We start from the raw sequence: 21,615 nt of genomic DNA on the forward strand, positions 1-21,615 counted from the left end.
TACATTTGGGCCTATGAATAGAAATCTCTTCGTCCTGCTGGTTGTGCTTATGAGCCTGTCGCTCATAGGTATCATTTTTGTGCAGGGTTATTGGATTTCTAACAGTATTGAAGCTAAGCGTGGTCAGTTTGCATTTAATGCCAGACAGGTACTTAAAGACGTAGCCCGTGAGATTCAGATTAAAGAGGTTAACACCTGGTACAATCCGGTTTTGCGTATACGAGACAGTCTGGGAATTCCCGATGATGTAAGCTTATATGATTTGGTATACAAGACTGATGACAGCCTTACTAATGAGTCTCAAATTTTCAGAAACAGTATTGTTGAGCAGAATTATAAACTGAGTGCACCTGTTCTGGATTATGAAGTAGATAGTATTCGTTTTAAGCGGTATTTACAGCGACAGTACACGCAGATCATTGATAAAAACGATATTGATAATGCTGAGGTTGATCGCACCAACATTCTCAACAGAATGTCAGATTTAAGTGAGATCGAGCGTTTCAATATTGAGCAGGCGGTGATGTATATTACACGGAAGATTCCTATTCATAAGCGGGTTTCTGATGAAGAAATTACACGCCTCCTGACCATGGAACTAGCAGAGCGGGATATGGACACCCGGTTTGAGTATGCGGTATACAGCAATAACCTGGTTACCAATGTACGGTCAGAAGATTTTGACATGGAATCTCCGGAGCAAAATTTTAGCGTTCCGCTTTTTACAGACAGTGAGGGAAACAGTGATTATCAGCTGGTAGCTAATTTTCCGGGAGAAAAGAAATATGTTGTATCCTCGGTTATAGGAATGGGAGGTTTAAGTATTCTCTTTACGTTAATTATAGTAATTGCCTACAGCAGTGCCTTACAACAATTGGTAAAACAGCGTCAGATTTCTCAGATCAAGACTGATTTTATAAACAACATGACGCACGAGTTTAAAACTCCGATAGCTACAATAAACCTTGCGCTTGATTCGATCAAAAATCCAAAAGTGTCTGGTAACCCGGAGATGCTTGCGCGTTATATGGGTATGATACGCGAAGAAAACAAACGTATGCACGCTCAGGTAGAAAATGTATTACGCATTTCTAAGCTGGAGAAGAATGAACTTGATATCAAAAAAGAACGTGTTAAACTGCACGATCTTATTGAAGATGCGGTGACTCATATAGAGTTGCTGGTAGAAGATCGAGAGGGCTATGTGAAACAGCACCTGGGTGCAGTTAAATCGTCAGTATTGGCAAATGAATCTCACTTTACTAATGTGCTAGTTAATATTCTTGACAATGCTGTAAAATACTCGTCTGAACCACCTAAAATTGATATTTACACAGAGAACCTAAAGAATTTTATTCTCGTGAAAATAAAAGATCAGGGTAATGGAATGACCAAACAGGTTCAGAAAAAAATATTTGACAAATTTTATCGCGAACATACCGGCGATATTCATAACGTAAAAGGTCATGGTCTGGGACTTTCTTATGCTAAACGTATTGTAGAGGATCACGCAGGTGAAATCTGGGTACAAAGCGAGAAAGGAAAGGGCAGTACCTTTATAATTAAATTACCACTAATATCTTAAACACATGGAAACAGAAAACAAAAAAATCTTACTCGTAGAAGATGATCCAAATTTTGGAACGGTCCTGAAAGACTATCTTTCTATGAATGATTATGACGTTACGCACGCCAAAAATGGAATGGAAGGCTTTGAGAAATTTAAGAAAGACGATTTCGATCTTTGTATTCTTGATGTAATGATGCCTTATAAGGATGGATTTACGTTGGCTAAAGAAATACGCGAAAAGAACGAAGATGTGCCAATCATTTTCTTGACTGCGAAAGCGATGAAAGAAGATGTACTTAAGGGATACAAAGTAGGTGCAGATGATTATTTAAATAAGCCTTTTGACAGCGAAGTGTTATTGATGAAAATCAAGGCGATTATGATGCGTAAGGCGACAGATTCAGTTGCTGATAGCAAACAGTTTGAGTTTCAGATCGGTAATTTTTTCCTCAACTCAAAACTGCGTTTCCTTACGTATAAGGACGAGGAGCCTAATAAACTTTCTCCTAAGGAAAACGAATTATTGCGTCTTTTGGCCCTGCACGAGAACGATTTGATGCCTCGTGAGTTGGCTCTTACAAAAATATGGCGTGATGACAACTACTTCACTTCCAGAAGTATGGATGTTTATATTGCCAAATTGCGTAAGTACTTAAAGCGTGATGATTCAGTAGAAATACTCAACATTCACGGAGAAGGTTTCCGCCTTGTGGTGAAAAATGAAGAAGAAAAGAAATAATAGTGGTAAAAGAAAAAGTGTCTCTGCTACAGAGACACTTTTCTTTTTATTGCTTGAATAATTTCTTCTATAGGCGTATTATGCTCAAACCACAGTATGGAATCATCCCTGCGATACCAGGTTAACTGGCGCTTAGCAAATCGTCTGGTATTTTTTTTGATTTCGGAAATAGCCTGTTCTAAATCATATTCCCCTTCAAAGTGTGCAAATAATTCGCGGTAACCTACGGTCTGTAAAGCATTGAGATGCCTTTGCGGATATAAGGATTGGGCTTCTTCAATAAGGCCATTTTCAACCATAAGATTAACCCTTTTATTTATGCGGTCGTAAATAAGTTTACGATCTGCAGTCAAACCGATTTTCAAGGATTGGAAATTTCGTTTTACGCGTTTTTGCGCCGTAAATGAAGAATACGGCTTTCCGGTACCCCTGCATATTTCGAGCGCTCGTATAAGCCGCTGCGGATTGTTAATATCCATGCTCTGATAGTGATCAGGGTCGCATATTTTAAGTTCTTCCTGTAAGCTTTGAATACCTTCCTGCTCCAGTTTTTCTTTTAAACTCGCTCTGATTTCATCGGCTACATCAGGAAAATCATCCAGCCCCGATATTACGGCATCTACGTAAAGTCCTGAGCCACCAACCATCACAGCAATAGATTTTGTTTTGAAAAGATGATCCAGTTTTGATAAGGCTTCCGCTTCAAAAAGGCCCACATTGTACGTATCAGTGATTGAAATATGCTGAATAAAATGGTGAGGAGCAGCTTTAAGTTCATCAGAAGTAGGCACTGCTGTACCAATATTCATTTCTTTAAAAAACTGTCGGGAATCTGCCGAAATAATTTCGGTATTAAAATGATTAGCCAGTTTAATACCTAAAGCCGTTTTACCAATGGCAGTGGGACCAACTACTGCGAGCAAGGTTTTATTCATAATGCAGGCTGTTTCCGCAGTTGTGGCAATATTTGGCGTGGTCCTGATGTTTCTTAGCTCCGCAATTATGACACACCTGAGTATTGAGGTGTAGCTTGTTGGGTTCGGGTTCTGCATTACCACCTTTAGCCATTTCTGCGCTTACTATACCTGTAGGTACCGCAATGATGCCATAACCCATAATCATGATCACAGTTGCTATAAATTGGCCCAAAGCCGTAACCGGGGCAATGTCTCCAAAGCCCACGGTAGTAAGTGTTACGATACACCAATATACGCTCACCGGGATACTTTTGAAGCCGTGTTCAGGTCCTTCTACGATATACATCAGTGTACCCGCGATTACTGAAAGAATCATTACGGCAAAAAGAAATACCAAAATTTTAGGTCTGCTGTCTTTAAGAGCTTTGGCGAGTTTATTTCCTTCCCCAATATAGCGGGTGACTTTTAAAATTCTAAAAACCCGTAGCAAGCGCAATGCCCTAATGGTCAGTAAGGCATTAGTGCCTACAATAAAGAACGATAAATAAAGCGGAATAGTAGAGATAAAATCAATAAGACCGTAAAAGCTAAAAATGTATGCCGAAGGTTTTTTTATCGAAATAACCCGTAAAATATATTCGATGGTGAAGAAAATGGTAATGATCCATTCTCCAATGTAAAAGTATTTTCCATACTCAATCTGGAGATTGGAAACACTTTCAAGCATTACGAGTACAACACTTAGAAAAATGAGAATTAGGAGGACTACGTCAAAAGTTTTTCCCGCAGGTGTGTCTGCTTCATAAATAACCTCGTGAAGTTTAGTTCGCCATGTATGTTTTGCAGATTCTACCACCGGGTTTAGACTAATTTAATTCTTCGAGTTCGATTATTTTAATGACCTTTCGGTTGCGCAAATAGCTTTGAATGATATGACGTGCATCCTGAGTATCCTGCATAGTAGTAATAATGCGTTCCAGAATTTCAATATTGGTAATCTGATGATTGAGATTATAGTATCCCAAACCTTTAAATTGGCCATTTTCAATCAGGATTGCGCTGCGCTCGTCTCTGCTTGGCCCACGATCAATAATAATCTTGTTTTTACCTTCTAAAGTATGGCTGTCTATAAAGTTTTGAACACGTTGATTGTACACTTCTGGCGAATCCTCACATTCAGATGGCTCATCCGGATTTTCCAGGCCTGTCTTGGCAGGGCATAATTCATACTGTTCACTCATACGCTGCAAATAGGATAATCCTGAAGGAATAGTTGCAAAGGTTGTGATGCAGGCTTTGTTGCGATCTGCTTTTTCCACCTTTAAATTGAGGTAACCGTCGTCATCCAGAAAAGTTACCAATTGCGCCTTAAACCTGGCGCGTCTGGCAGACCTGTTATGATAGGGTCTGATTTTTTTGACTTCCTCATTTTCCTTGAGCAGAGCCACCAGTTCACTGCCGGTCTCGTCATAGCTCAGGGCTTCGACCTCGTCCTGAATGCGTTTTGACTTCTTGTTATCACTGGTAAAATGCTGATTTACCTGCTTTTTCATATTTCGACTTTTGCCGATATAAATCACCCTGCCATTGGCATTGTGCATATAAAAAACGCCAGTCTCACTGGGAATTTCTTCAATCAGATCGCGTAGTTTGTTATCCAGTTGTTTTTTTGGATTCAATTTTACCGACTCCTGAATGATTTTCTTTTGAGTGTCTTTAGCCAGTAAGATTTTAAAAAGTTTTACGGTAGCCAGGGCATCTCCATTTGCGCGATGCCGGTCTGTAACCGGAATGCCCAGATTGCGGGCCAGTTTACCTAGGCTATAGCTTTCCTGGTCGGGGAGGAGCTCCTGAGCCAATTCTACCGTACAGAGACTTTTGCGCTGATAATCGTAGCCCAGTCTGTCAAATTCCAGTTGAAGAATGCGGTAGTCAAACTGTGCATTATGAGCAACAATGATGCAATCCTGAGTAATCTCTATGATGCGTTTTGCTACCTCGTAAAATTTGGGAGCATTACGCAACATTTGATTATTAATTCCGGTAAGACCTACCACAAATGCCTGAATAGGCCGCTCGGGGTTAACCAGACTTATGAATTGATCTACAATTTCACGTCCGTCAAATTTATAGATAGCAACCTCGGTAATGCCTTCTTCATTGTATTTGCCTCCTGTGGTTTCGAGATCGAGTATTGCGTACATAAACAGCTTTAAATCCTACTTTTACGGCTTAGTCATAATTACGGGCACCAAAAATGGCACTACCTATTCGTATCATCGTACTGCCATATTCAAGAGCCAAACGGTAATCGCCGCTCATTCCCATTGACAACGTGGTGAAGCCCTGAGATGCTTTAAAGGTATTGTAAATTTTTTCAAGTTGCGAAAACTCACGCTTTATTTGCTCTTCATCATCTACAAAAGAGGCCATTCCCATTAAGCCCACAACGCGAACGTTAGGATATTTCTTGAGTTGATCACCAGACAAAAGATTTTTAGCCTCTTCCGGATCCATCCCAAATTTACTGTCCTCTTCAGCAATCTTAACCTGAAGTAAAACATCAATAACGCGGTCATTCTTTTCGGCTTCCTTATTAATAACTTTAAAAAGTTTAAGGCGGTCGGCGCTGTGAATCAGGCTTACATAAGGCGCCATATACTTGACTTTATTGGTTTGAACATGCCCTATCATATGCCATTTGATATCCTTAGGCAAAGCCTCCCATTTATCAGTCATTTCCTGAATCTTATTCTCGCCAAAAATACGCTGACCGGCGTCATAAGCTTCCTGCAAATCTGCTACAGGTTTGGTTTTAGATACAGCAACCAGATCAACATATTCAGGGATTGCCTTTTTAAAGGCGTTTAGGTTTTCAGTTATTGAAGCCATACAGAGAAAAGCAGATTTTTTTAAGTTCAAAACAAATTTAAGCAATGTGGCAAGTCTAGAGGAAAGCGTACTAGCTAAATTGGTCTGAAACTTTTTCAGCTTTGCGACTTTCGCTGTAATCGTAAAAGCCCTCTCCGGTCTTAATACCTAGTTTACCTGCACGCACCATATTTACCAGTAGGGGACAGGGTGCGTATTTCGGGTTTTTAAATCCTTCGTACATCACTTCCAGAATCGCGTGGCACACATCAAGGCCTATGAAATCGGCAAGCTGCAAAGGCCCCATAGGATGCGCCATTCCCAGTTTCATGACCGTATCAATCTCTTTAACGCCGGCAACGCCGTTGTATAATGTCTCAATAGCCTCGTTAAGCATAGGCATAAGAATACGGTTGGCCACAAAACCCGGATAATCATTAACAGGAACAGGGTTTTTGCCCAATTGTTCCGCAAGTTTTGTAATGTGATTTAAGGTGGTTTTTGAGGTTGAATAACCACTTATAATCTCGACCAGTTTCATTACAGGAACCGGATTCATAAAATGCATCCCAATTACCTGATCAGCACGTTTAGTAACAGCTGCAATCTGAGTAATGGAGATCGAAGAAGTATTGGTTGCTAGTATTGTTGCAGGTTTGCAGAACTCGTCAAGCTTTTTGAAAATATCCAACTTTATATTCAGATTCTCGCTCGCGGCTTCCACAACCAGGTCAGCTTCAGAAACACCTTCTTTCAGGTCGGTTACCGGTTTTATGTTGAGAAGGGTTTCATTTTTTTGAGCGTCGGTAAGAATTTCCTTGGTAACCTGTCTATCCAGATTTTTAGATATGGTTTCTATCCCGGTCTTGAGTGCTTCTTCAGAAATATCAATAAGACTTACTTTAAAACCATTTTGGGCAAAGGTATGTGCAATACCATTTCCCATAGTGCCGGCTCCTATTACTGCAATGTTCTTCATACTATTGTTTTATGCGGAATAACTCAGAATATTGAGGTATTCTTGTTTTTAGAATAATTTGGTTATCAATAATCAACTTAGTCTAATGTTGATTCTGGTAAATTTACGAATTTTTCAAGGCTCCACGCTGCGGCCTTTTCCTGAAAAAGAGCTTTTGTCTCTGACCAGGTTTTTCTAAAGAAATCAGAATTGCGATAGTTATCTAAAGCCTCGGTATTTTGCCAATGGCTATGGGTGAAAAATATGTTGGGATTAGAATTGTCTCTTAACAATTCAAGATGTTCGCAGCCTTCAGTAGACCGAATCGTTTGCTTGGCAGCGGCGAAAAGTTTAAGGAAGGTATCAACCTCTTCGGTTCTTAAGGTCAATTTCACAATGCGAATAATCATACGTTGTAGTTATTGGTGATGCCAAAGGTAAAACACTTACAGGCCAGCCCCGAAATCAAGAATTTGTTTTACTCAAAATTAATGCTAACCGTATCCCGGTAGTCGAGTCCGAAAAGAGTAGAGGCACTACCTACAGTGCTGGGATTACTTTTATAAATCGCGAGTTCGAGATAGCCCGAAGAATTGAATAACGCGATTTTCTTTCCGTCTTCTTCCCGTTTGCTTTTTTCAATTTCAAAATTTATGGCGTCACTATAATGTTGATGAATTTTCTTGAAATGCGCCCGCTTCGCCTGAATGATAAAAGACCGTCCTTTGCCTACATCTTCAAATAGACGGCGGGTAATATTGGTGATCACATTTCCGTAGTTATCAACATAGATTACGTTGCCAATAATTTGTTTTTGCTCGCTGCTTATAACGGGCATAATACCGGTAATGGCCTTGATTTCCTGAATGGGTTTTCCAATTACTCCGAGCTTTCCGCCACGTGCAATATGACAGGCCACCTGTACAAAAACGTCAAGCTCGGTAAAGTTGGTTTTGATGCGGTCGTGAATGTTGATTTCTACCAGTTCTTCAGGCATTATGCTGCGTGTAATCATTGACATAATCCCATTGTTTGCACACACAAAATAATGACCGTCAAGTTTTACGGCAATGTGTTTGTTTTCAGGATTTCGTTCAGAGTCTATACCTATGATATGAATGGTTCCTTTAGGAAAATTACGATAGGCGTTTTCTATGATATAAGCTGCTTCAGTGATGTGAAACGGAGAAACATTGTGTGATATATCAACAACGGTCACCTCAGGCATTTCACTGTAGATAGCCCCCTTAACTGCACCCGCAAAATGATCTTTCAGGCCAAAATCAGTAGTCAGGGTTATAATGGGCATAGGTGGTTTTGTTGATATTTTTAAGGGGGATAGTAACTAAATTTGGTTACATTTGTTTAGCACAAAACTAAAGATAATTAACTAGTTTTTTATAAAAATCCTTCCGCTTTTGAACGAACTTATCATCGAACTTTCAGAGATCACACCACGTGAATTTTTTGGTCAAAACAACGCCAATATTGAACTTCTTAAGAAGTATTTTCCCAAGTTAAAACTTGTCGCCCGAGGTAATACCATAAAGGCTTACGGAGATGAGGACCTCCTGGAGGAGTTTGATAAACGCATTACCATGCTTTTAGAGCAGTTTGCCAAGTACAATAAGTTAGATGAAAACAGTATAGAGCGGGTACTTACCAGTGAGAGCCGGGAAGATTATGAGACTTCGGTAGCAAGTGGAGAGATTCTGGTACACGGGATAGGAGGAAAACTTATCAAAGCTCAAACCGCAAACCAACGTAAACTGGTTGATTTGGCCCGAAAAAATGATATGGTCTTTGCGGTAGGCCCTGCCGGAACGGGTAAAACCTACACCGGTGTTGCTTTGGCCGTAAAAGCTTTAAAAGAAAAGCAGGTTAAACGTATTATTTTGACCAGACCGGCTGTTGAAGCAGGGGAAAACCTGGGTTTTTTGCCCGGCGATCTCAAAGAAAAACTTGATCCGTATATGCAGCCTTTGTATGATGCGTTGCGTGATATGATTCCGCACGAAAAGCTGGAAAGTTTTATAGAGAAAGGGGTTATTCAGATCGCTCCGATGGCGTTTATGCGAGGGCGTACCCTGGATAATGCCTTTGTGATTCTGGATGAAGCACAAAATACCACGCACGCCCAGATGAAGATGTTTTTAACCCGTATGGGTAAAAATGCCAAATTTATGATTACCGGTGATCCGGGTCAGATTGATTTACCCAGACGCGTAATAAGTGGTCTCAAAGAGGCGCTTTTAGTATTGAAAGACGTTAAAGGTGTGGGTATGATTTATCTGGATGATAAAGACGTAATACGTCACAGGCTCGTAAAAGAAGTTATCGCGGCCTACAAAGCGATTGAAAACAGAGATTAAAAAGCAATTTTTACCAATGTCAAATAAAACCATTACCCGGACACAGTTTAATTTTCCGGGTCAGACCAATTTTTATAAAGGCAAGGTGCGCGAAGTATACAGCCTTGAAAATGATTTATTGATTATGATCGCTACAGATCGCCTGAGTGCATTTGATGTAGTGATGCCTAAAGGAATCCCGTATAAAGGACAGATTCTTAATCAGATTGCGACAAAAATGATGCGGGATACCGAAGATTTGGTCCCTAACTGGTTGATGGCGACTCCAGATCCCAATGTTGCTGTAGGTTCAAAGTGTGAACCCTTTAAAGTCGAAATGGTAATACGGGGTTATATGAGCGGTCACGCTGCTCGCGAGTATAAAGCCGGAAAGCGTATGCTCTGCGGAGTGCCTTTACCTGAAGGTTTAAAGGAAAATGATAAGTTTCCAAAACCAATCATCACGCCGGCAACTAAGGCCGAAATGGGTGATCATGACGAGGATATTTCAAAAGAAGATATCATCACGCGAGGTATCGTTTCAGCTGAAGATTATGCCATTCTTGAAGATTATACCCACAAACTTTTTCAAAGAGGTACCGAAATAGCAGCTGATCGCGGACTCATTTTGGTTGACACCAAATATGAGTTTGGTAAAACCAGTGATGGTAAAATCGTATTGATTGATGAAATACATACACCGGATTCTTCGCGCTATTTTTATGCCGATGGATATGAAGAACGTCAGCAAAAGGAAGAGCCGCAAAAGCAGTTGTCTAAAGAGTTTGTAAGACAATGGCTCATAAGTAATGGTTTCCAGGGGCTCGAAGGTCAAAAACTACCTGAAATGACTGATGAATACATCGAGACGGTATCAGAGCGGTATATTGAGCTCTACGAAAATATTACCGGTGAAAAATTTGTAAAGGCAGATTTAACCGATATTGAAAAACGAATAGAAGGCAATGTTTTGGGTTATCTAAAATCTTAACCTGTAAAATTATAAACCGAAAATAAGTTTTTCGGTTTTTTTATGCGATGGAAAAACTTGATGCTTTTTTTGAAAAGGCTTCCGGCTTTGTCTGGGGATTGCCTTTGTTGGTTTTGCTTATAGGTGGCGGTATCTTTTTATTGATCTATTCCAGATTTATTCCCTTTAAATATTTCGGCCACGCGATTCAGGTTTTAAGAGGTAAATACGACAATGCTGAAGATGAGGGCGAAATCACCCATTTTCAGGCGTTGATGACTGCTTTATCTTCAACAGTGGGTATGGGAAACATCGCAGGCGTAGCGGTTGCGATTGCCGCCGGAGGACCGGGAGCCGTATTCTGGATGTGGGTAAGCGGGATCGTAGGTATGAGTACCAAGTTTTTTACCTGCAGTCTCGCCATTTTGTATAGGGGAAAGGATGATAGCGGTCAAATACAGGGCGGCCCCATGTATTTCATTATGGAAGGTTTGGGAAAGAGTTGGAAGTTTTTAGCCGTTTTCTTCAGTCTTGCGGGTCTTATAGGGGCACTACCGGTATTTAATGTCAACCAACTTACCCAGGCCGTTAATGATATTTTATTAGTGCCAAACGGTATCGCAAAAAGCTTTTCTACAGATCTGATAATTGGTGTTTTCTTAGCTATTATTACGGCAATAGTCGTTTTAGGTGGATTAGATCGTATTAGTAAAACGGCTTCTAAACTGGTGCCGGCAATGGTGGTATTCTATTTTATAGCGGTACTTATCATTTTGTTTGTAAATAGGGAAGTAATTCCTTCTTATTTTAAACTGATATTTACAGATGCATTTGCTGCCGAAAATTATAAAGGAGATCCACTTTTTGGTGGTGTTCTTGGAGCTTTGATTGTTTTAGGAATACGTAGAGGAGCTTTTTCTAATGAAGCGGGTATAGGTACTGCGCCTATGGCTCACGGAGCTACGCGAACCAATCAACCTATACGGGAAGGTCTGGTAGCTATGCTGGGACCATTTATAGACACTCTAATCGTTTGTACGCTTACGGCTATGTGTATTTTAGTAACCGGAGTTTGGCAAACATCTGAGGCTAACGGGGTGAGTCTGACAGCGAAAGCATTTAGTGACGCGATGCCTGGTTTTGGTACTTATATACTTTTAGTATGTATTGCCATTTTTAGTATCAGTTCTTTGTTCAGTTACTCGTATTATGGGACGAAGTGTTTATCGTTTTTGATTGGAACTAAATACAGCCATTACTACAACTATTTTTACATTGCCAGTATCTTACTAGGTGCGACCACTTCTTTGGCACTTATGATCAATGTGATTGATACTTTCTTCGCTCTTATGGCAATACCTACAATGCTCGCAACGTTGATCTTAGCTCCTAAAGTTATGAAGAGAGCTAAAGACTATTTTAAGGCTTTATAATATCAACCTTGCATTACAAATAAAAAACCCTGCTTTATTTTCATAGCAGGGTTTTGAATAATTTACAGTAAATATGATTATTGCTGAGCGGCCTGCATTTCCTGAGCCCATTCCTGTATAGCTTCTACACTTCCAAAGATAATCAAGAAAATAGCAGAAATAATAGAAGTAATAATTGCCAGAATTAAGCCTACGATTGCTATGATACGTGCCGTTTTGAGTTGGCCATAATTTTCATAGGATTCAGGATCTGGTTGCGCAGCTTTTTTGTCTTTATTTGCCAGATATAGTGCGATACCAGAAAATAAAAGACCTCCAAAACCAGAGCTAAAGCAACAGGCGATGAAAGAAATGACACCCAGAACCAGAGAGATTGTAACGTTAGGTAGTTTTTTTTGTTCCATTTTTAGTGGGTTAGTTTGATAATATAGTTTGTAATAATTGTAAGTACAGACAATATAGCAAAAAAGGAAATAAGCCGCCCGCCATATTTAAAATCAAAAAAGAAGTTAGCTCCAATGGCAATACCCAGCGCTATAAGAGGAAATACTGCTGGGTATAGAAAAAAAGCTTCAGCAAAATGGCCCTGTAAAAGGGCCATTAAAGATCGTTGCATTCCACATCCCATACACTCAAACCCGAAAAACTTCTTGTTTAGGCAGGGGAGCATGTACTCTTCCAAAATCGAATTATTTTTTATTAAACACAGAGACTTTTTTGCTGTACTCCACATTGTCACGAGTTACTATCCGCACAACATAAATTCCATCACTCCAGGTGTTTGAAGGAATGGTGACTTTTGAACTGGTACCTTCATTTATTTTGGAGACCAATAACTTACCGGTAATATCGTAAACACTTATATCTTTTAGTTCTGTTTCAAGCGGGTTTAGAATGGTAAGTTCGGCTAAACCATTATTTTGATATACAGCAAAAGATTCCTTTACCTCTTCAGCTAAATCCAGATTTTCTTTATTCCCATCTTTAAAACGAACCTCAAAACGATCTGCATAACTTCCTTTAGGGAGTTCAAATTCATAGGTTTGATTTAAGATATCGTGATATTCATCAGTTTCTTTGTCATATAAATAGATGCCTTCGTCTGGAGTGAAATTCAAATCAGTCACTCGCATAGCATAGAAATTAGTCTCTTTTTCACCATCAACTTTAAGAGCAAGGGCAACATCTATAGAATATGGGAAATTATTGATTAGAAACGGGCGATTTTCACCTTCTAATTTGAAATTGACATCTGTCTTTAATAGAGTTCGGTTTTGACCGTCAGCCGCATAGTCATAACCCATTGTTGATTCATCAAACATGACGCCTTTGAGTGTACGCGTGTAGGTTTTGTTGATAAATGTTTCAAGGGTAAATTTTGGAAGCACAAGGAAACCATTTTCATCATAAGTGATTTGCCCAGGGCTCAGGCTTACATTGGTTTGGGTACTGGTCTTTTTCGAACCTTTTCCAGGCTTTCTGAAATCAGAATTCGGATTGCTATCTTCTTTTTGGAAAACTCTGAAATCATTCTTGGCAATTATCTTGTATTCTGTCCCATCAGTTAAATTATCACTTCCCAATACAAAAAATCCCTGACCAACGGGTGCATAACGTCTGCCAATACCATCTGTACCCGAACCACCTAAAAATGCAGGAGCAGACATGACAGTACCATCATCATTGTATCTTAAATAGGTAGCTCCTGTATAAGTGCCTGCAGAACCACAGGTTCCATCAGGAACATAAGTGCCATAACCCCCTTGGTAGTCAAATAGATAGTGTGACTGAACGCGTTCATCAGATTCCCAGAAGTAAGCTTCTCCCGTAATTACTTCAGGGCCTGTTGCAGGAGTGCCTACACCTTCACACCCTGAAACATTACCTGCGGAGTTATAGAGCAGGTAGTAACTTAGATTCATTGCAGAAGGATAGGGGTTACCAACTAATGTACGTTGTCCTTTTTTTACAGCTACTTCAATAGTACCGTTATTGGGTCTTCCTCTAAAATCAAATGCTGTACTGGTAGGGGTAGTTCCTCCACCAACGCCTTTCATAGAAAATCCTTCACCTGGAAGAAGGGGATTGGCGGCGTCAACTTTCTTCCAGCCCGAATATCCTTGAGTAGCAATGTATTTGTATAGCCAGGTGGTAGAGATAGTTAATGGGCTGATTTGACCGTCGTACCCGCCAGTGAAAGAAGCTGCATTACTATTTAATTCATCAACAACCTGATAAATACCACCTCCCATATTAGAACTCATATAAAATCGAGCATTTCCCGTGTTTCCATTTCCACCTGCACTTTCAAGCGGATCTCCAACTGGAGATGTCCACATGTGGTAATCCCAGGCGTTACGGGTGTTTTCCTGATAAACAGATACAATACCATTCCCTGAATTTGCAGAGCTGTTATCTCCCTGAATCAACTGGCCTTCTTCACGAAGATATAGATTCCCACCATCCTGATCGGGTGTTCCATCCATTCCAATTTCCTGCGTTACAAAAAGTATTTCACCTTTATTGTAAACATAAGTCTGATCTGCTGCTGTCCCAGCAGTAGCAGATTTGATGTGTAATTGCCCCATCGCAAAAACAGGTAACATCAAAAAAATGATTTTGGAGTAAAATTTTCCCATAATGAAATATTTTTGTAAAGATAATCAAATTTAACTAGAATATAATCTTTTTAAAGAGGTTTTGGTGTATTTCATCGAATAATTAAGTAGTTTATGAATTTTGAATTAAAAATTGGGCAACGTGTAAGTTTATTAGATGAAGCGATCTCTGGATTGATTACTCGATTGGAAGGCGAAATGGTTTATATTCAGACCGATTACGACTTCGAAATGATTGTTTCCAGAAATGAAATAATACCGGATAAGAAGCTTGATATCAGCTTTAATTCTGATTTTAATAGCGCGTTAGAACAGAAAAATGAAGCTTACGAAAGAAGGAAAAAGCCTACAAATAGGATCAAAGGTACAACTCCGCCAATGGAAGTTGATTTGCATATACATCAACTTACACCAAATGAACGGGGTATGAGTGCATTTGATAAATTAAATCTGCAAATGGATGTCGCCCGCTCAAAACTGGAATTTGCACTTTCCAGGCGAATACAGCGTGTGGTATTTATTCATGGAGTTGGGGAGGGTGTGCTCAGGGCTGAATTAGAGTATCTTTTTTCAAGATATGAACAGGTTAAATACTACGATGCAGATTACCAAAAGTATGGGTTAGGAGCTACCGAGATTTACATTTACCAAAATTCAGTCGGCTAGCGTTCGGGGGTTTCAGTGATTGTTTGGTCTGGAGCCTCTAAGTCTCCAAAGAATAAGGACTCCTGTCTGATAGTCTCTGATCCCGAGTTATTCACAAAAACCAGATTTTCCAGACTTATGGTGAGGGTAATATTTTCCAATATATAGGTATGCTGGCGGTATTCTTCTATATTATAATCTATTGCCACGTTTGGATTGAGATAGTCGGGGCCAATAGATTCATCTGTTTCAGTATTTAAAGGATTCAGTGGTCCATTTTCCGGGTTTGCTTCATTAATAGTTAAAACCCCATCGTTGTCATCATCAGGATCCATAAAATCAGGCAATTCATCACCATCTGTATTAAGTGATCCTTGCATATCTATTGAACCATCTTCATTAAAAACGACTCCTTCCCGGCTCGTAGGTACATTATCACCGTCATCATCAAAATCATAAGTATTGGGTATACCGTCTCCATCTAGATCTGTTGAGTCATTTAAAATTTCCTCAAACTCAGCCGCAATGCCGTCATTGTCATTAAAATCTCCCTGGGTCACAATTCTCAAATCGCCTTCGGCACTTATATACTCTTCATTTACTCTCGGTTGGGCTGGGGGAATGTCTGAACAGAAATAGTCTGAATCAACAACATCGTTGAATAATCTATAGGAAACAAAAGAAGAATTACTCCTGCCTAAATCAATATCTACTTCACTTATTTCCTCAAGAATAGGAGTATCTGTTGTAAATCTGAATGCCAAAGCCTCAAAGGTCTCGGGATTTATTTTGTAGAAAATATAATTGGTAGCGGTTGTCTCATTGTCGTCAACGGTAGAGCAATATCGCACAGGTAAATCAGTAAAGTCAAATGACGTGACAATCAGATCACCGTCATCACAAGAAACTATACCAATTAATAACAAAAATACCAGTCCAATCTTTTTCATATCTCTTTAATTCTTTAGCGCAAAAATAATCGAATTGGTTTTTACAGGGCCTTCGGTTATCTAATAATTTTATTCTGGCTATTTTTGCACCCTCTAAATTAGTCTTATGAATCAGGTGTATTTTGATAATGCAGCAACTACTGCATTACGCCCCGAAGTTATAGATCGCATGGTTGAGGTTATGCGTGAGGTGCCCGGAAATCCTTCTTCAACTCACGCTGTTGGCCGAAAAGCTAAGAGCATAATTGAGCAGGCACGTAAAACGATTGCCAATTATCTGCACGTTTCTCCTGCTGAAATTATTTTCACTTCCGGAGGGACCGAAGCAGACAATCTCATCATTAACAGTGCTGTGCGTGATCTGGATGTGAAGCATATCATCACCAGTCCCATTGAGCATCACGCGGTTTTACACACGGTAGAGCACTTGGAAGAGCGCTTTCAGGTAAAGGTTTCGATGGTACGTATTAAGGAATGTGGCAGCGTCGATTTGGATCACCTCGAAGAATTGCTTCAGTCCTCAGATAGCAAAACATTGATAAGCCTGATGCACATTAATAACGAAATAGGAAACTTGCTTGATCTGGAGCAGGTGAGCAATTTGGCCAGGACTTACAACGCCTTATTTCACAGTGACATGGTTCAGTCTGTGGGGCATTTCGATTTAAATCTGAGCGAAATTAAGGTTGATTTCATCGCCGCAGCAGCTCATAAGTTTCACGGACCAAAGGGAGTTGGTTTTGCCTTTCTGCGAAAAAATTCCAAAATAAAATCATTGATTTTTGGTGGCGGACAGGAGCGGGGTAGCCGTGCAGGTACTGAAGCGGTGCATAATATCGCAGGTATGGAAACTGCACTTATAAAAGCTCAGGAAAACCTGAACGCGGAGCGTAAACACATTGAGGAAATCAAATGGTATTTTAAAGAACAACTCGAAAAAAATATTCCCGGAGTTAATTTTAATGGGAACTGTCACGACGGGAGTCTAAGTACCTATACGTTATTAAACGTTTGCCTGCCGGTACCACCCGAAAAATCATTGATGCTGCTTTTTCAATTGGATCTTAAAGGAATTGCCTGTTCAAAGGGAAGTGCGTGTCAGAGCGGCAGCGACCAGGGAAGCCATGTACTTAATGCTTTTCTTCCTCAGGATAAGTTAGACAAGCCTTCTATTCGCTTTTCTTTTTCTCACGAGAATACAAAAGAACAGGTAGACTATGTGGTGCAGAGTCTTAAAGATTTCTTGAAGTAAAAACTTTCAACTTTTAAAATTTGGTGCTTACGCGAAAGTTAAACACCCGGGGTGTCAGATAATTAGGTACTGCATATTGCTGCTGTGTCGCGGCGTCTCTCACAAAGGTGTTGGTTATGCTGTTCTGCCGGTCAAACACATTGAAAATTTCAAGACCAGCACTCAGTTCTTTAAATAAACCGCTTTTTTGGTTTTTACCGGAAGAATTGATGATCACATACGAAAATCCGATGTCAGATCTGAAATAGAATGGTAATCGAGTTGGATACAAATAGGGATCGGTATAACTGGGTGATCCTCCCGGAAGTCCGGTTTGAAAAACGGTATTCAAGTACAACTTCAAATCAGGAATTGTAGGTACATAATCCTGAAACAAAATTCCCAATTTTAAGCGCTGGTCTGTAGGACGTGGGATGTACCCCCGGTCATTTATAGATTCTTCGGTTTTGAGAATGCCTAAGCTGACCCAGCTTTCGGTTCCGGGAACAAATTCTCCTGAGAGTCTTAAATCAAGACCATAAGCATAAGCTTTTGCATCGTTATCGGCCCTGTAGCGTATCCTAACATTTTCGAGCGTATAGGCATTTACATCGGAAAGATTTTTATAATACAGTTCAGAATTCAGGGTAAATGGTCTTCCCCAAAGATCAAAACTCCAATCATTTCCCGCGACCAGGTGCAGACTTTTTTGCGCCTTAACGTCAGGAACGACACGTCCCTGAAAATCCCGTAATTCCCGATAAAAAGGAGGCTGCAGGTAGAGACCTGCCGAAAATCGAAAAAGCATATCGGTATCCCAATTGGGCTTGAGACTGACTTGCCCACGTGGACTCACAATAACCTGTGTGTTTTGCGGCTGATTGAGACTGTTTACAGTCCATAATTGCCCGCGTAAGCCCAGATTATACCAAAGCTTAGCGTTTTTTAGGTTTAGTCTTTTGCTGTATTGTGTATACGCTGAGATACGGTTGATGTCAACCTCATTTTGGGCGCGAACGGCTGTAAAAGGTTCTAATGGAGTATCAAAAGGTTCGTAAGGCTGCTGATTCCTGAACCCTTCTAGCGGCGGTCTTACCGAAAATCCTGCCGAGTCAATAATCTCATACTCCTGTAATCGATCCCGAATAGATTCGTGGCTCCATTTTAATCCCCATTCAAGAAGGTTATTATCTTTTTGGTATTGTCCGCGATGTTGAAGGTTTACGATGAGTGCATCCAGTTTATTGCGGGCGTGTGTAAGTTGGGAGCCTATGTCTTCTGTAAAATCAACACTGCCGGCTGAATCACTTCCTATATCTGTATTCGGGACACCTAAAGCATAACGTGCCAGAATATCATAATATTCCTGTTCCTGAGTATGGTATGCCGAAGCTATAAGTTTAAGATTGAGATTTTCATTGGGCTTATAACTTCCGGAGAGTGCACCCAGAGCGGTGGTATAACGATCCTCTTCCTGACCTTCGTAATTTACGACAAGAGCGATTGGATTGGCCAGGGTTCCAAAATTAGTCTGACGCGTTAGCGGCTCGTAATTGTAGCGGTTACTACTCAGGTTTCCCAAAAAATCCAACTGAAATTTAGTGTTGAAGGTATAGGTCAAATAGGTTTGGAAATCGGTAAAGCGTGGTTTGTAATTGGTTTCGGTTTGTTTGGCATTTACCAAAAGCGAATTATCCCGGTATCGGGCACCTGCAAGTGCTGTGAACTTTTTGTTCTTTGAAAGTCCTTCCGCAGAAACCGAAACGCCTAAAAGACTTAAGTCTGCTGTCGCCGCAAAATCAACAGGTCTGCGATAGGTAATGTCTAAAACGGAAGAAAGCTTATCCCCGTATTTGGCCTGAAACCCACCTGCACTAAAATCGATATCACGTACCAAATCTGCATTCACAATGCTAAAACCTTCCTGTTGTCCCGAGCGTATGAGAAAAGGGCGGTAGACTTCAATGTCGTTTATGTAGATTAAGTTTTCATCATAATTGCCGCCGCGCACAGCGTATTGCGTGCTGAGCTCATTGTTAGAACTCACGCCGGGGAGTGTTTGCAGCAGGTTTTCAACTCCGGGGTTGGCGCCGGGGATTTTCCGTACCGTTTCGGGGTCGAGACTTGTAATGCCTTCAATCTGATCTCTATTGTCTCCCGAAATTATCACTGTTGATATTTGTTCAACAGCTACTTTGAGCACCGGATTGAATTCAAAAATTTCGCCTTCCTTAAGCCGGAATTGCTGTCTTACCGGCATAAATCCGATGTGCGTAAACTGTACTTCAACAACGGTATTTGCGGGGATTTTTAGGGTATAAAAGCCTGTTTCTGTACTTGTAGTTCCCCTTACGGAAGTGCTTATGTTGGTTTGCTCTAAGGGCCTTTCATTTTCCCCAAATACAATTCCGGTTAGTGTGGCTTCCTGTGCAAATACAGCCTGTGTTGCCAGAATCAGAATACCGGTAAGAAGATAGACGAGACGCTTCAATACGATTATTTTCGGTAAAAAGTTGCGCTAAAAGTAGTGCTATTTCCTACATTATCGGTCACAATCAGTTTAAAATCATTTGCTCCGCTTACACTGATTCCATCTTCAAAAAAATAGCGAAGCCTGTTGTTTTTGTATTCATATTCGAGCAAAGCAAATTTTCCATTGATGGTTGCTCTATAACTTTTGATACCGCTGTCTCTGTCGCTAATTTTAAAATCGATATGCTTCAGTTCAGAAATCCATTTTCCATCTTTAAAGTCAAGCGACTCAATGGAAGGTCCCGTTGTGTCAAGACCTATTTTAAAATCTCCCAGGCTGTTTACGGTTGCAGAAAGTTCATCTCCATTTAGGGTCGCGCCTTCATAACTTAACAAACCGCGGCTGTTTACCCTACCAATATACAAGCGTTCGCGATCCTGTGGTTTAAATGCCGAAACATCATAACCCAGGCGTATGTATTCGTGAACAGGAATCGTATCCTGATCGAGGTGCAGGGCATCTGTATTTGCTTTGATATCCAGATAGTAATCATCATAAAAGGCACCTTTCGGAATAAAAAGTGACCAGGAGCCAACTTCAAAATTCTGAGCCGTCTCGGGCTGCACCAAATAAGGTGTTTCTTTAGAGATTAAAGGATTTACGGTGTTTTCCTTTTGAATAGTAATGGGAACCGTGAGCGTGGTAGTGTTTCCGGGCAGGTCTGAAATTTTGATGGTATACAAAGCAGAACCTCCTTCTTTTGAGAGATTGAGAATTCCTTTGTTCTGCTCCATCTTAAAAATGCTTAGCGGATTGTTACGCTCTATAAACAGCTTTTGAACGCGATCCCTTTCAGATTCAAAGAGCGCATAATCAATCATGCGGTTCAGGTAGCGGGTTTCTGCAAAAGAGAACTTGTCCATTTCTACTTCCAGCGTTTTAGACCCGTTTAAGCGTGTTTCAATTTTATAAATCCCGTTGCTGTTGGGTGCGCCATCCTGCCGGTCGATGGTCCCGATAGCAAAACCTATCGGCCCATATGCGGTTACTTTTTCACTTAAAAAATTACCATCGGGCTGTTTGGTAAACTTCAATCGCACCTTGTTTCTCGAGTTATTTACGGTGCTGGTATCTGAAAGTGCGTAAACCAGAAGGTCATTTATAACCGGTGCGCTGTGGTCAGGTACGTCAACGCCAAACAATTGGGCATTCATAGGCCGCTCATTCTTATCACGAATTTCAAAATGCACGTGCGGGCCGCCGCTGCTACCGGTATTGCCGCTGTAGGCGACCAGCTGACCCTGATCAACCGGTAATTCATCGGGATTGGGAAACAATTCAATCTCATAGCTTTCAGCCTCGTACTGTCTTGCTTTCACATAGTCGTCAACAGCCCCTGCAAAAGCATCCAGATGACCGTAAACGGTGACGTACCCATTGGGATGGGTAATGTACAGGGCCTTTCCATAACCGTAATGCGAAATTTTGATTCGGCTAACGTAACCTGATGCGCTGGCCACCACATCAAGGCCGGTGCGTCCCTGTGTTTTAATATCCAGACCGCTGTGAAAATGATTGCTTCTCAATTCGCCAAATGAACCTGCAAGAACCGTGGGGATCTTCAGGGGTTTGATAAAATAGTCCTGAGGAATTTCGTCCTGAGCCAGGGCAATTGCCGAAATAAGTAGAAAAAAGAAGCTGAAAATGTTTTGCACAGATTTTGAATATTGGGTTCCGCAGAGCGGAAAATTAGTTAACAGGAATTGATTTTTCTAATAGGTTACCAAAATGGTGCCGTTCCTGATGCTCTAAAGTAAAAAATAAGATCGAAGTTTTATTTTAATACTATTCGGTTGACACTCTAATTTAACTGTTGGATACTAGAAAAC

Annotated in this window: 20 protein-coding genes; 7 read left to right on the plus strand and 13 right to left on the minus strand. The window is 40.6% G+C overall.

Annotated elements, in window-relative coordinates:
• Positions 1 to 13 precede the first annotated feature (13 nt).
• A complete protein-coding gene (locus CJ305_RS12530) occupies positions 14 to 1,585 on the plus strand; it encodes a sensor histidine kinase (RefSeq protein ID WP_099646621.1) in 1,572 nt (523 codons plus the stop codon).
• 4 nt (positions 1,586 to 1,589) lie between these two features.
• Entirely contained in the window at positions 1,590 to 2,309 is a 720-nt protein-coding gene (locus CJ305_RS12535; protein WP_099646622.1) for a response regulator transcription factor, read from the plus strand.
• 26 nt (positions 2,310 to 2,335) lie between these two features.
• On the opposite strand, the gene miaA is transcribed toward CJ305_RS12535, so the two are convergent.
• The 7 genes from miaA to CJ305_RS12570 form a co-directional block, all read right to left on the minus strand.
• Entirely contained in the window at positions 2,336 to 3,244 is a 909-nt protein-coding gene (gene miaA / locus CJ305_RS12540; protein ID WP_099646623.1) for a tRNA (adenosine(37)-N6)-dimethylallyltransferase MiaA, read from the minus strand.
• Entirely contained in the window at positions 3,237 to 4,082 is an 846-nt protein-coding gene (locus CJ305_RS12545; RefSeq protein ID WP_099646624.1) for an ion transporter, read from the minus strand. The genes miaA and CJ305_RS12545 overlap by 8 nt, the downstream gene beginning before the upstream one ends.
• Positions 4,083 to 4,092: 10 nt before the next feature.
• Positions 4,093 to 5,430 (minus strand): exonuclease domain-containing protein, encoded by a 1,338-nt coding sequence (locus CJ305_RS12550; protein ID WP_099646625.1) that lies wholly within the window; start codon positions 5,428 to 5,430, stop codon positions 4,093 to 4,095.
• A gap of 28 nt (positions 5,431 to 5,458) precedes the next feature.
• Positions 5,459 to 6,118, minus strand: a complete 660-nt coding sequence (locus CJ305_RS12555) for a YggS family pyridoxal phosphate-dependent enzyme (protein WP_099646626.1) — start codon at positions 6,116 to 6,118, stop codon at positions 5,459 to 5,461.
• A gap of 70 nt (positions 6,119 to 6,188) precedes the next feature.
• The gene (locus CJ305_RS12560; protein WP_099646627.1) at positions 6,189 to 7,076 is read right to left on the minus strand and encodes a 3-hydroxyacyl-CoA dehydrogenase family protein; all 888 of its coding nucleotides are present in this window, start codon (positions 7,074 to 7,076) and stop codon (positions 6,189 to 6,191) included.
• A gap of 77 nt (positions 7,077 to 7,153) precedes the next feature.
• The gene (locus CJ305_RS12565) at positions 7,154 to 7,465 is read right to left on the minus strand and encodes a putative quinol monooxygenase (protein WP_099646628.1); all 312 of its coding nucleotides are present in this window, start codon (positions 7,463 to 7,465) and stop codon (positions 7,154 to 7,156) included.
• A gap of 68 nt (positions 7,466 to 7,533) precedes the next feature.
• Complete coding sequence (locus tag CJ305_RS12570; protein WP_099646629.1) at positions 7,534 to 8,364, minus strand: SAM hydrolase/SAM-dependent halogenase family protein; 831 nt, start codon at positions 8,362 to 8,364, stop codon at positions 7,534 to 7,536.
• Positions 8,365 to 8,473: 109 nt separating this feature from the next.
• Here CJ305_RS12570 and CJ305_RS12575 point away from each other — a divergent pair, with 109 nt between their 5' ends.
• Genes CJ305_RS12575 through CJ305_RS12585 form a run of 3 tightly spaced genes read left to right on the plus strand, consistent with a single transcriptional unit; the run spans position 8,474 to position 11,809 of the window.
• On the plus strand, positions 8,474 to 9,427 hold the full coding sequence (locus tag CJ305_RS12575) for a PhoH family protein (RefSeq protein ID WP_099646630.1): 954 nt from the start codon (positions 8,474 to 8,476) through the stop codon (positions 9,425 to 9,427).
• A gap of 16 nt (positions 9,428 to 9,443) precedes the next feature.
• Positions 9,444 to 10,397 (plus strand): phosphoribosylaminoimidazolesuccinocarboxamide synthase, encoded by a 954-nt coding sequence (locus CJ305_RS12580; RefSeq protein WP_099646631.1) that lies wholly within the window; start codon positions 9,444 to 9,446, stop codon positions 10,395 to 10,397.
• A gap of 47 nt (positions 10,398 to 10,444) precedes the next feature.
• Positions 10,445 to 11,809, plus strand: a complete 1,365-nt coding sequence (locus CJ305_RS12585) for an alanine/glycine:cation symporter family protein (RefSeq protein WP_099646632.1) — start codon at positions 10,445 to 10,447, stop codon at positions 11,807 to 11,809.
• 77 nt (positions 11,810 to 11,886) lie between these two features.
• On the opposite strand, the gene CJ305_RS12590 is transcribed toward CJ305_RS12585, so the two are convergent.
• The 3 genes from CJ305_RS12590 to CJ305_RS12600 are packed head-to-tail and all read right to left on the minus strand — an operon-like array spanning position 11,887 to position 14,448.
• Positions 11,887 to 12,213 carry a CCC motif membrane protein gene (locus CJ305_RS12590; RefSeq protein WP_099646633.1) on the minus strand — a complete coding sequence of 109 codons (327 nt, stop codon included), beginning with the start codon at positions 12,211 to 12,213 and terminating at the stop codon, positions 11,887 to 11,889.
• Between the two features lie 2 nt (positions 12,214 to 12,215).
• Positions 12,216 to 12,491 carry a DUF2752 domain-containing protein gene (locus tag CJ305_RS12595; protein ID WP_099646634.1) on the minus strand — a complete coding sequence of 92 codons (276 nt, stop codon included), beginning with the start codon at positions 12,489 to 12,491 and terminating at the stop codon, positions 12,216 to 12,218.
• Positions 12,492 to 12,498: 7 nt separating this feature from the next.
• Complete coding sequence (locus CJ305_RS12600) at positions 12,499 to 14,448, minus strand: T9SS type A sorting domain-containing protein (RefSeq protein ID WP_099646635.1); 1,950 nt, start codon at positions 14,446 to 14,448, stop codon at positions 12,499 to 12,501.
• A 93-nt stretch (positions 14,449 to 14,541) separates the two neighbouring features.
• Between CJ305_RS12600 and CJ305_RS12605 the strand changes: the two genes are divergently transcribed.
• On the plus strand, positions 14,542 to 15,093 hold the full coding sequence (locus tag CJ305_RS12605; RefSeq protein ID WP_099646636.1) for a Smr/MutS family protein: 552 nt from the start codon (positions 14,542 to 14,544) through the stop codon (positions 15,091 to 15,093).
• Here CJ305_RS12605 and CJ305_RS12610 read toward each other — a convergent pair.
• On the minus strand, positions 15,090 to 16,022 hold the full coding sequence (locus CJ305_RS12610; RefSeq protein WP_099646637.1) for a hypothetical protein: 933 nt from the start codon (positions 16,020 to 16,022) through the stop codon (positions 15,090 to 15,092). The two genes, CJ305_RS12605 and CJ305_RS12610, sit on opposite strands and share 4 nt — an antisense overlap.
• Positions 16,023 to 16,128: 106 nt before the next feature.
• Between CJ305_RS12610 and CJ305_RS12615 the strand changes: the two genes are divergently transcribed.
• Positions 16,129 to 17,274: a cysteine desulfurase family protein gene (locus tag CJ305_RS12615; RefSeq protein ID WP_099646638.1), complete on the plus strand. Its 1,146-nt coding sequence runs from the start codon at positions 16,129 to 16,131 to the stop codon at positions 17,272 to 17,274.
• A gap of 13 nt (positions 17,275 to 17,287) precedes the next feature.
• On the opposite strand, the gene CJ305_RS12620 is transcribed toward CJ305_RS12615, so the two are convergent.
• Positions 17,288 to 19,744: a TonB-dependent receptor gene (locus tag CJ305_RS12620; RefSeq protein ID WP_189319443.1), complete on the minus strand. Its 2,457-nt coding sequence runs from the start codon at positions 19,742 to 19,744 to the stop codon at positions 17,288 to 17,290.
• Between the two features lie 5 nt (positions 19,745 to 19,749).
• Positions 19,750 to 21,441, minus strand: coding sequence for a M23 family metallopeptidase (locus CJ305_RS12625; RefSeq protein ID WP_099646639.1), 1,692 nt, complete (start codon positions 21,439 to 21,441; stop codon positions 19,750 to 19,752).
• Positions 21,442 to 21,615: the final 174 nt, after the last annotated feature.

It is taken from the genome of Leeuwenhoekiella nanhaiensis, from assembly GCF_002744755.1.
Taxonomy (GTDB): domain Bacteria; phylum Bacteroidota; class Bacteroidia; order Flavobacteriales; family Flavobacteriaceae; genus Leeuwenhoekiella; species Leeuwenhoekiella nanhaiensis.

What these genes read in the sequence shown, in the direction of transcription:
- CJ305_RS12530 (WP_099646621.1), top strand. Translation starts at nt 14, where the DNA reads ATGAATAGAAATCTCTTCGTCCTGCTGGTTGTGCTTATGAGCCTGTCG.
- CJ305_RS12535 (WP_099646622.1), top strand. Translation starts at nt 1,590, where the DNA reads ATGGAAACAGAAAACAAAAAAATCTTACTCGTAGAAGATGATCCAAAT.
- miaA (WP_099646623.1), bottom strand. Translation starts at nt 3,244, where the DNA reads ATGAATAAAACCTTGCTCGCAGTAGTTGGTCCCACTGCCATTGGTAAA.
- CJ305_RS12550 (WP_099646625.1), bottom strand. Translation starts at nt 5,430, where the DNA reads ATGTACGCAATACTCGATCTCGAAACCACAGGAGGCAAATACAATGAA.
- CJ305_RS12555 (WP_099646626.1), bottom strand. Translation starts at nt 6,118, where the DNA reads ATGGCTTCAATAACTGAAAACCTAAACGCCTTTAAAAAGGCAATCCCT.
- CJ305_RS12560 (WP_099646627.1), bottom strand. Translation starts at nt 7,076, where the DNA reads ATGAAGAACATTGCAGTAATAGGAGCCGGCACTATGGGAAATGGTATT.
- CJ305_RS12565 (WP_099646628.1), bottom strand. Translation starts at nt 7,465, where the DNA reads ATGATTATTCGCATTGTGAAATTGACCTTAAGAACCGAAGAGGTTGAT.
- CJ305_RS12570 (WP_099646629.1), bottom strand. Translation starts at nt 8,364, where the DNA reads ATGCCCATTATAACCCTGACTACTGATTTTGGCCTGAAAGATCATTTT.
- CJ305_RS12580 (WP_099646631.1), top strand. Translation starts at nt 9,444, where the DNA reads ATGTCAAATAAAACCATTACCCGGACACAGTTTAATTTTCCGGGTCAG.
- CJ305_RS12585 (WP_099646632.1), top strand. Translation starts at nt 10,445, where the DNA reads ATGGAAAAACTTGATGCTTTTTTTGAAAAGGCTTCCGGCTTTGTCTGG.
- CJ305_RS12590 (WP_099646633.1), bottom strand. Translation starts at nt 12,213, where the DNA reads ATGGAACAAAAAAAACTACCTAACGTTACAATCTCTCTGGTTCTGGGT.
- CJ305_RS12600 (WP_099646635.1), bottom strand. Translation starts at nt 14,448, where the DNA reads ATGGGAAAATTTTACTCCAAAATCATTTTTTTGATGTTACCTGTTTTT.
- CJ305_RS12605 (WP_099646636.1), top strand. Translation starts at nt 14,542, where the DNA reads ATGAATTTTGAATTAAAAATTGGGCAACGTGTAAGTTTATTAGATGAA.
- CJ305_RS12610 (WP_099646637.1), bottom strand. Translation starts at nt 16,022, where the DNA reads ATGAAAAAGATTGGACTGGTATTTTTGTTATTAATTGGTATAGTTTCT.
- CJ305_RS12615 (WP_099646638.1), top strand. Translation starts at nt 16,129, where the DNA reads ATGAATCAGGTGTATTTTGATAATGCAGCAACTACTGCATTACGCCCC.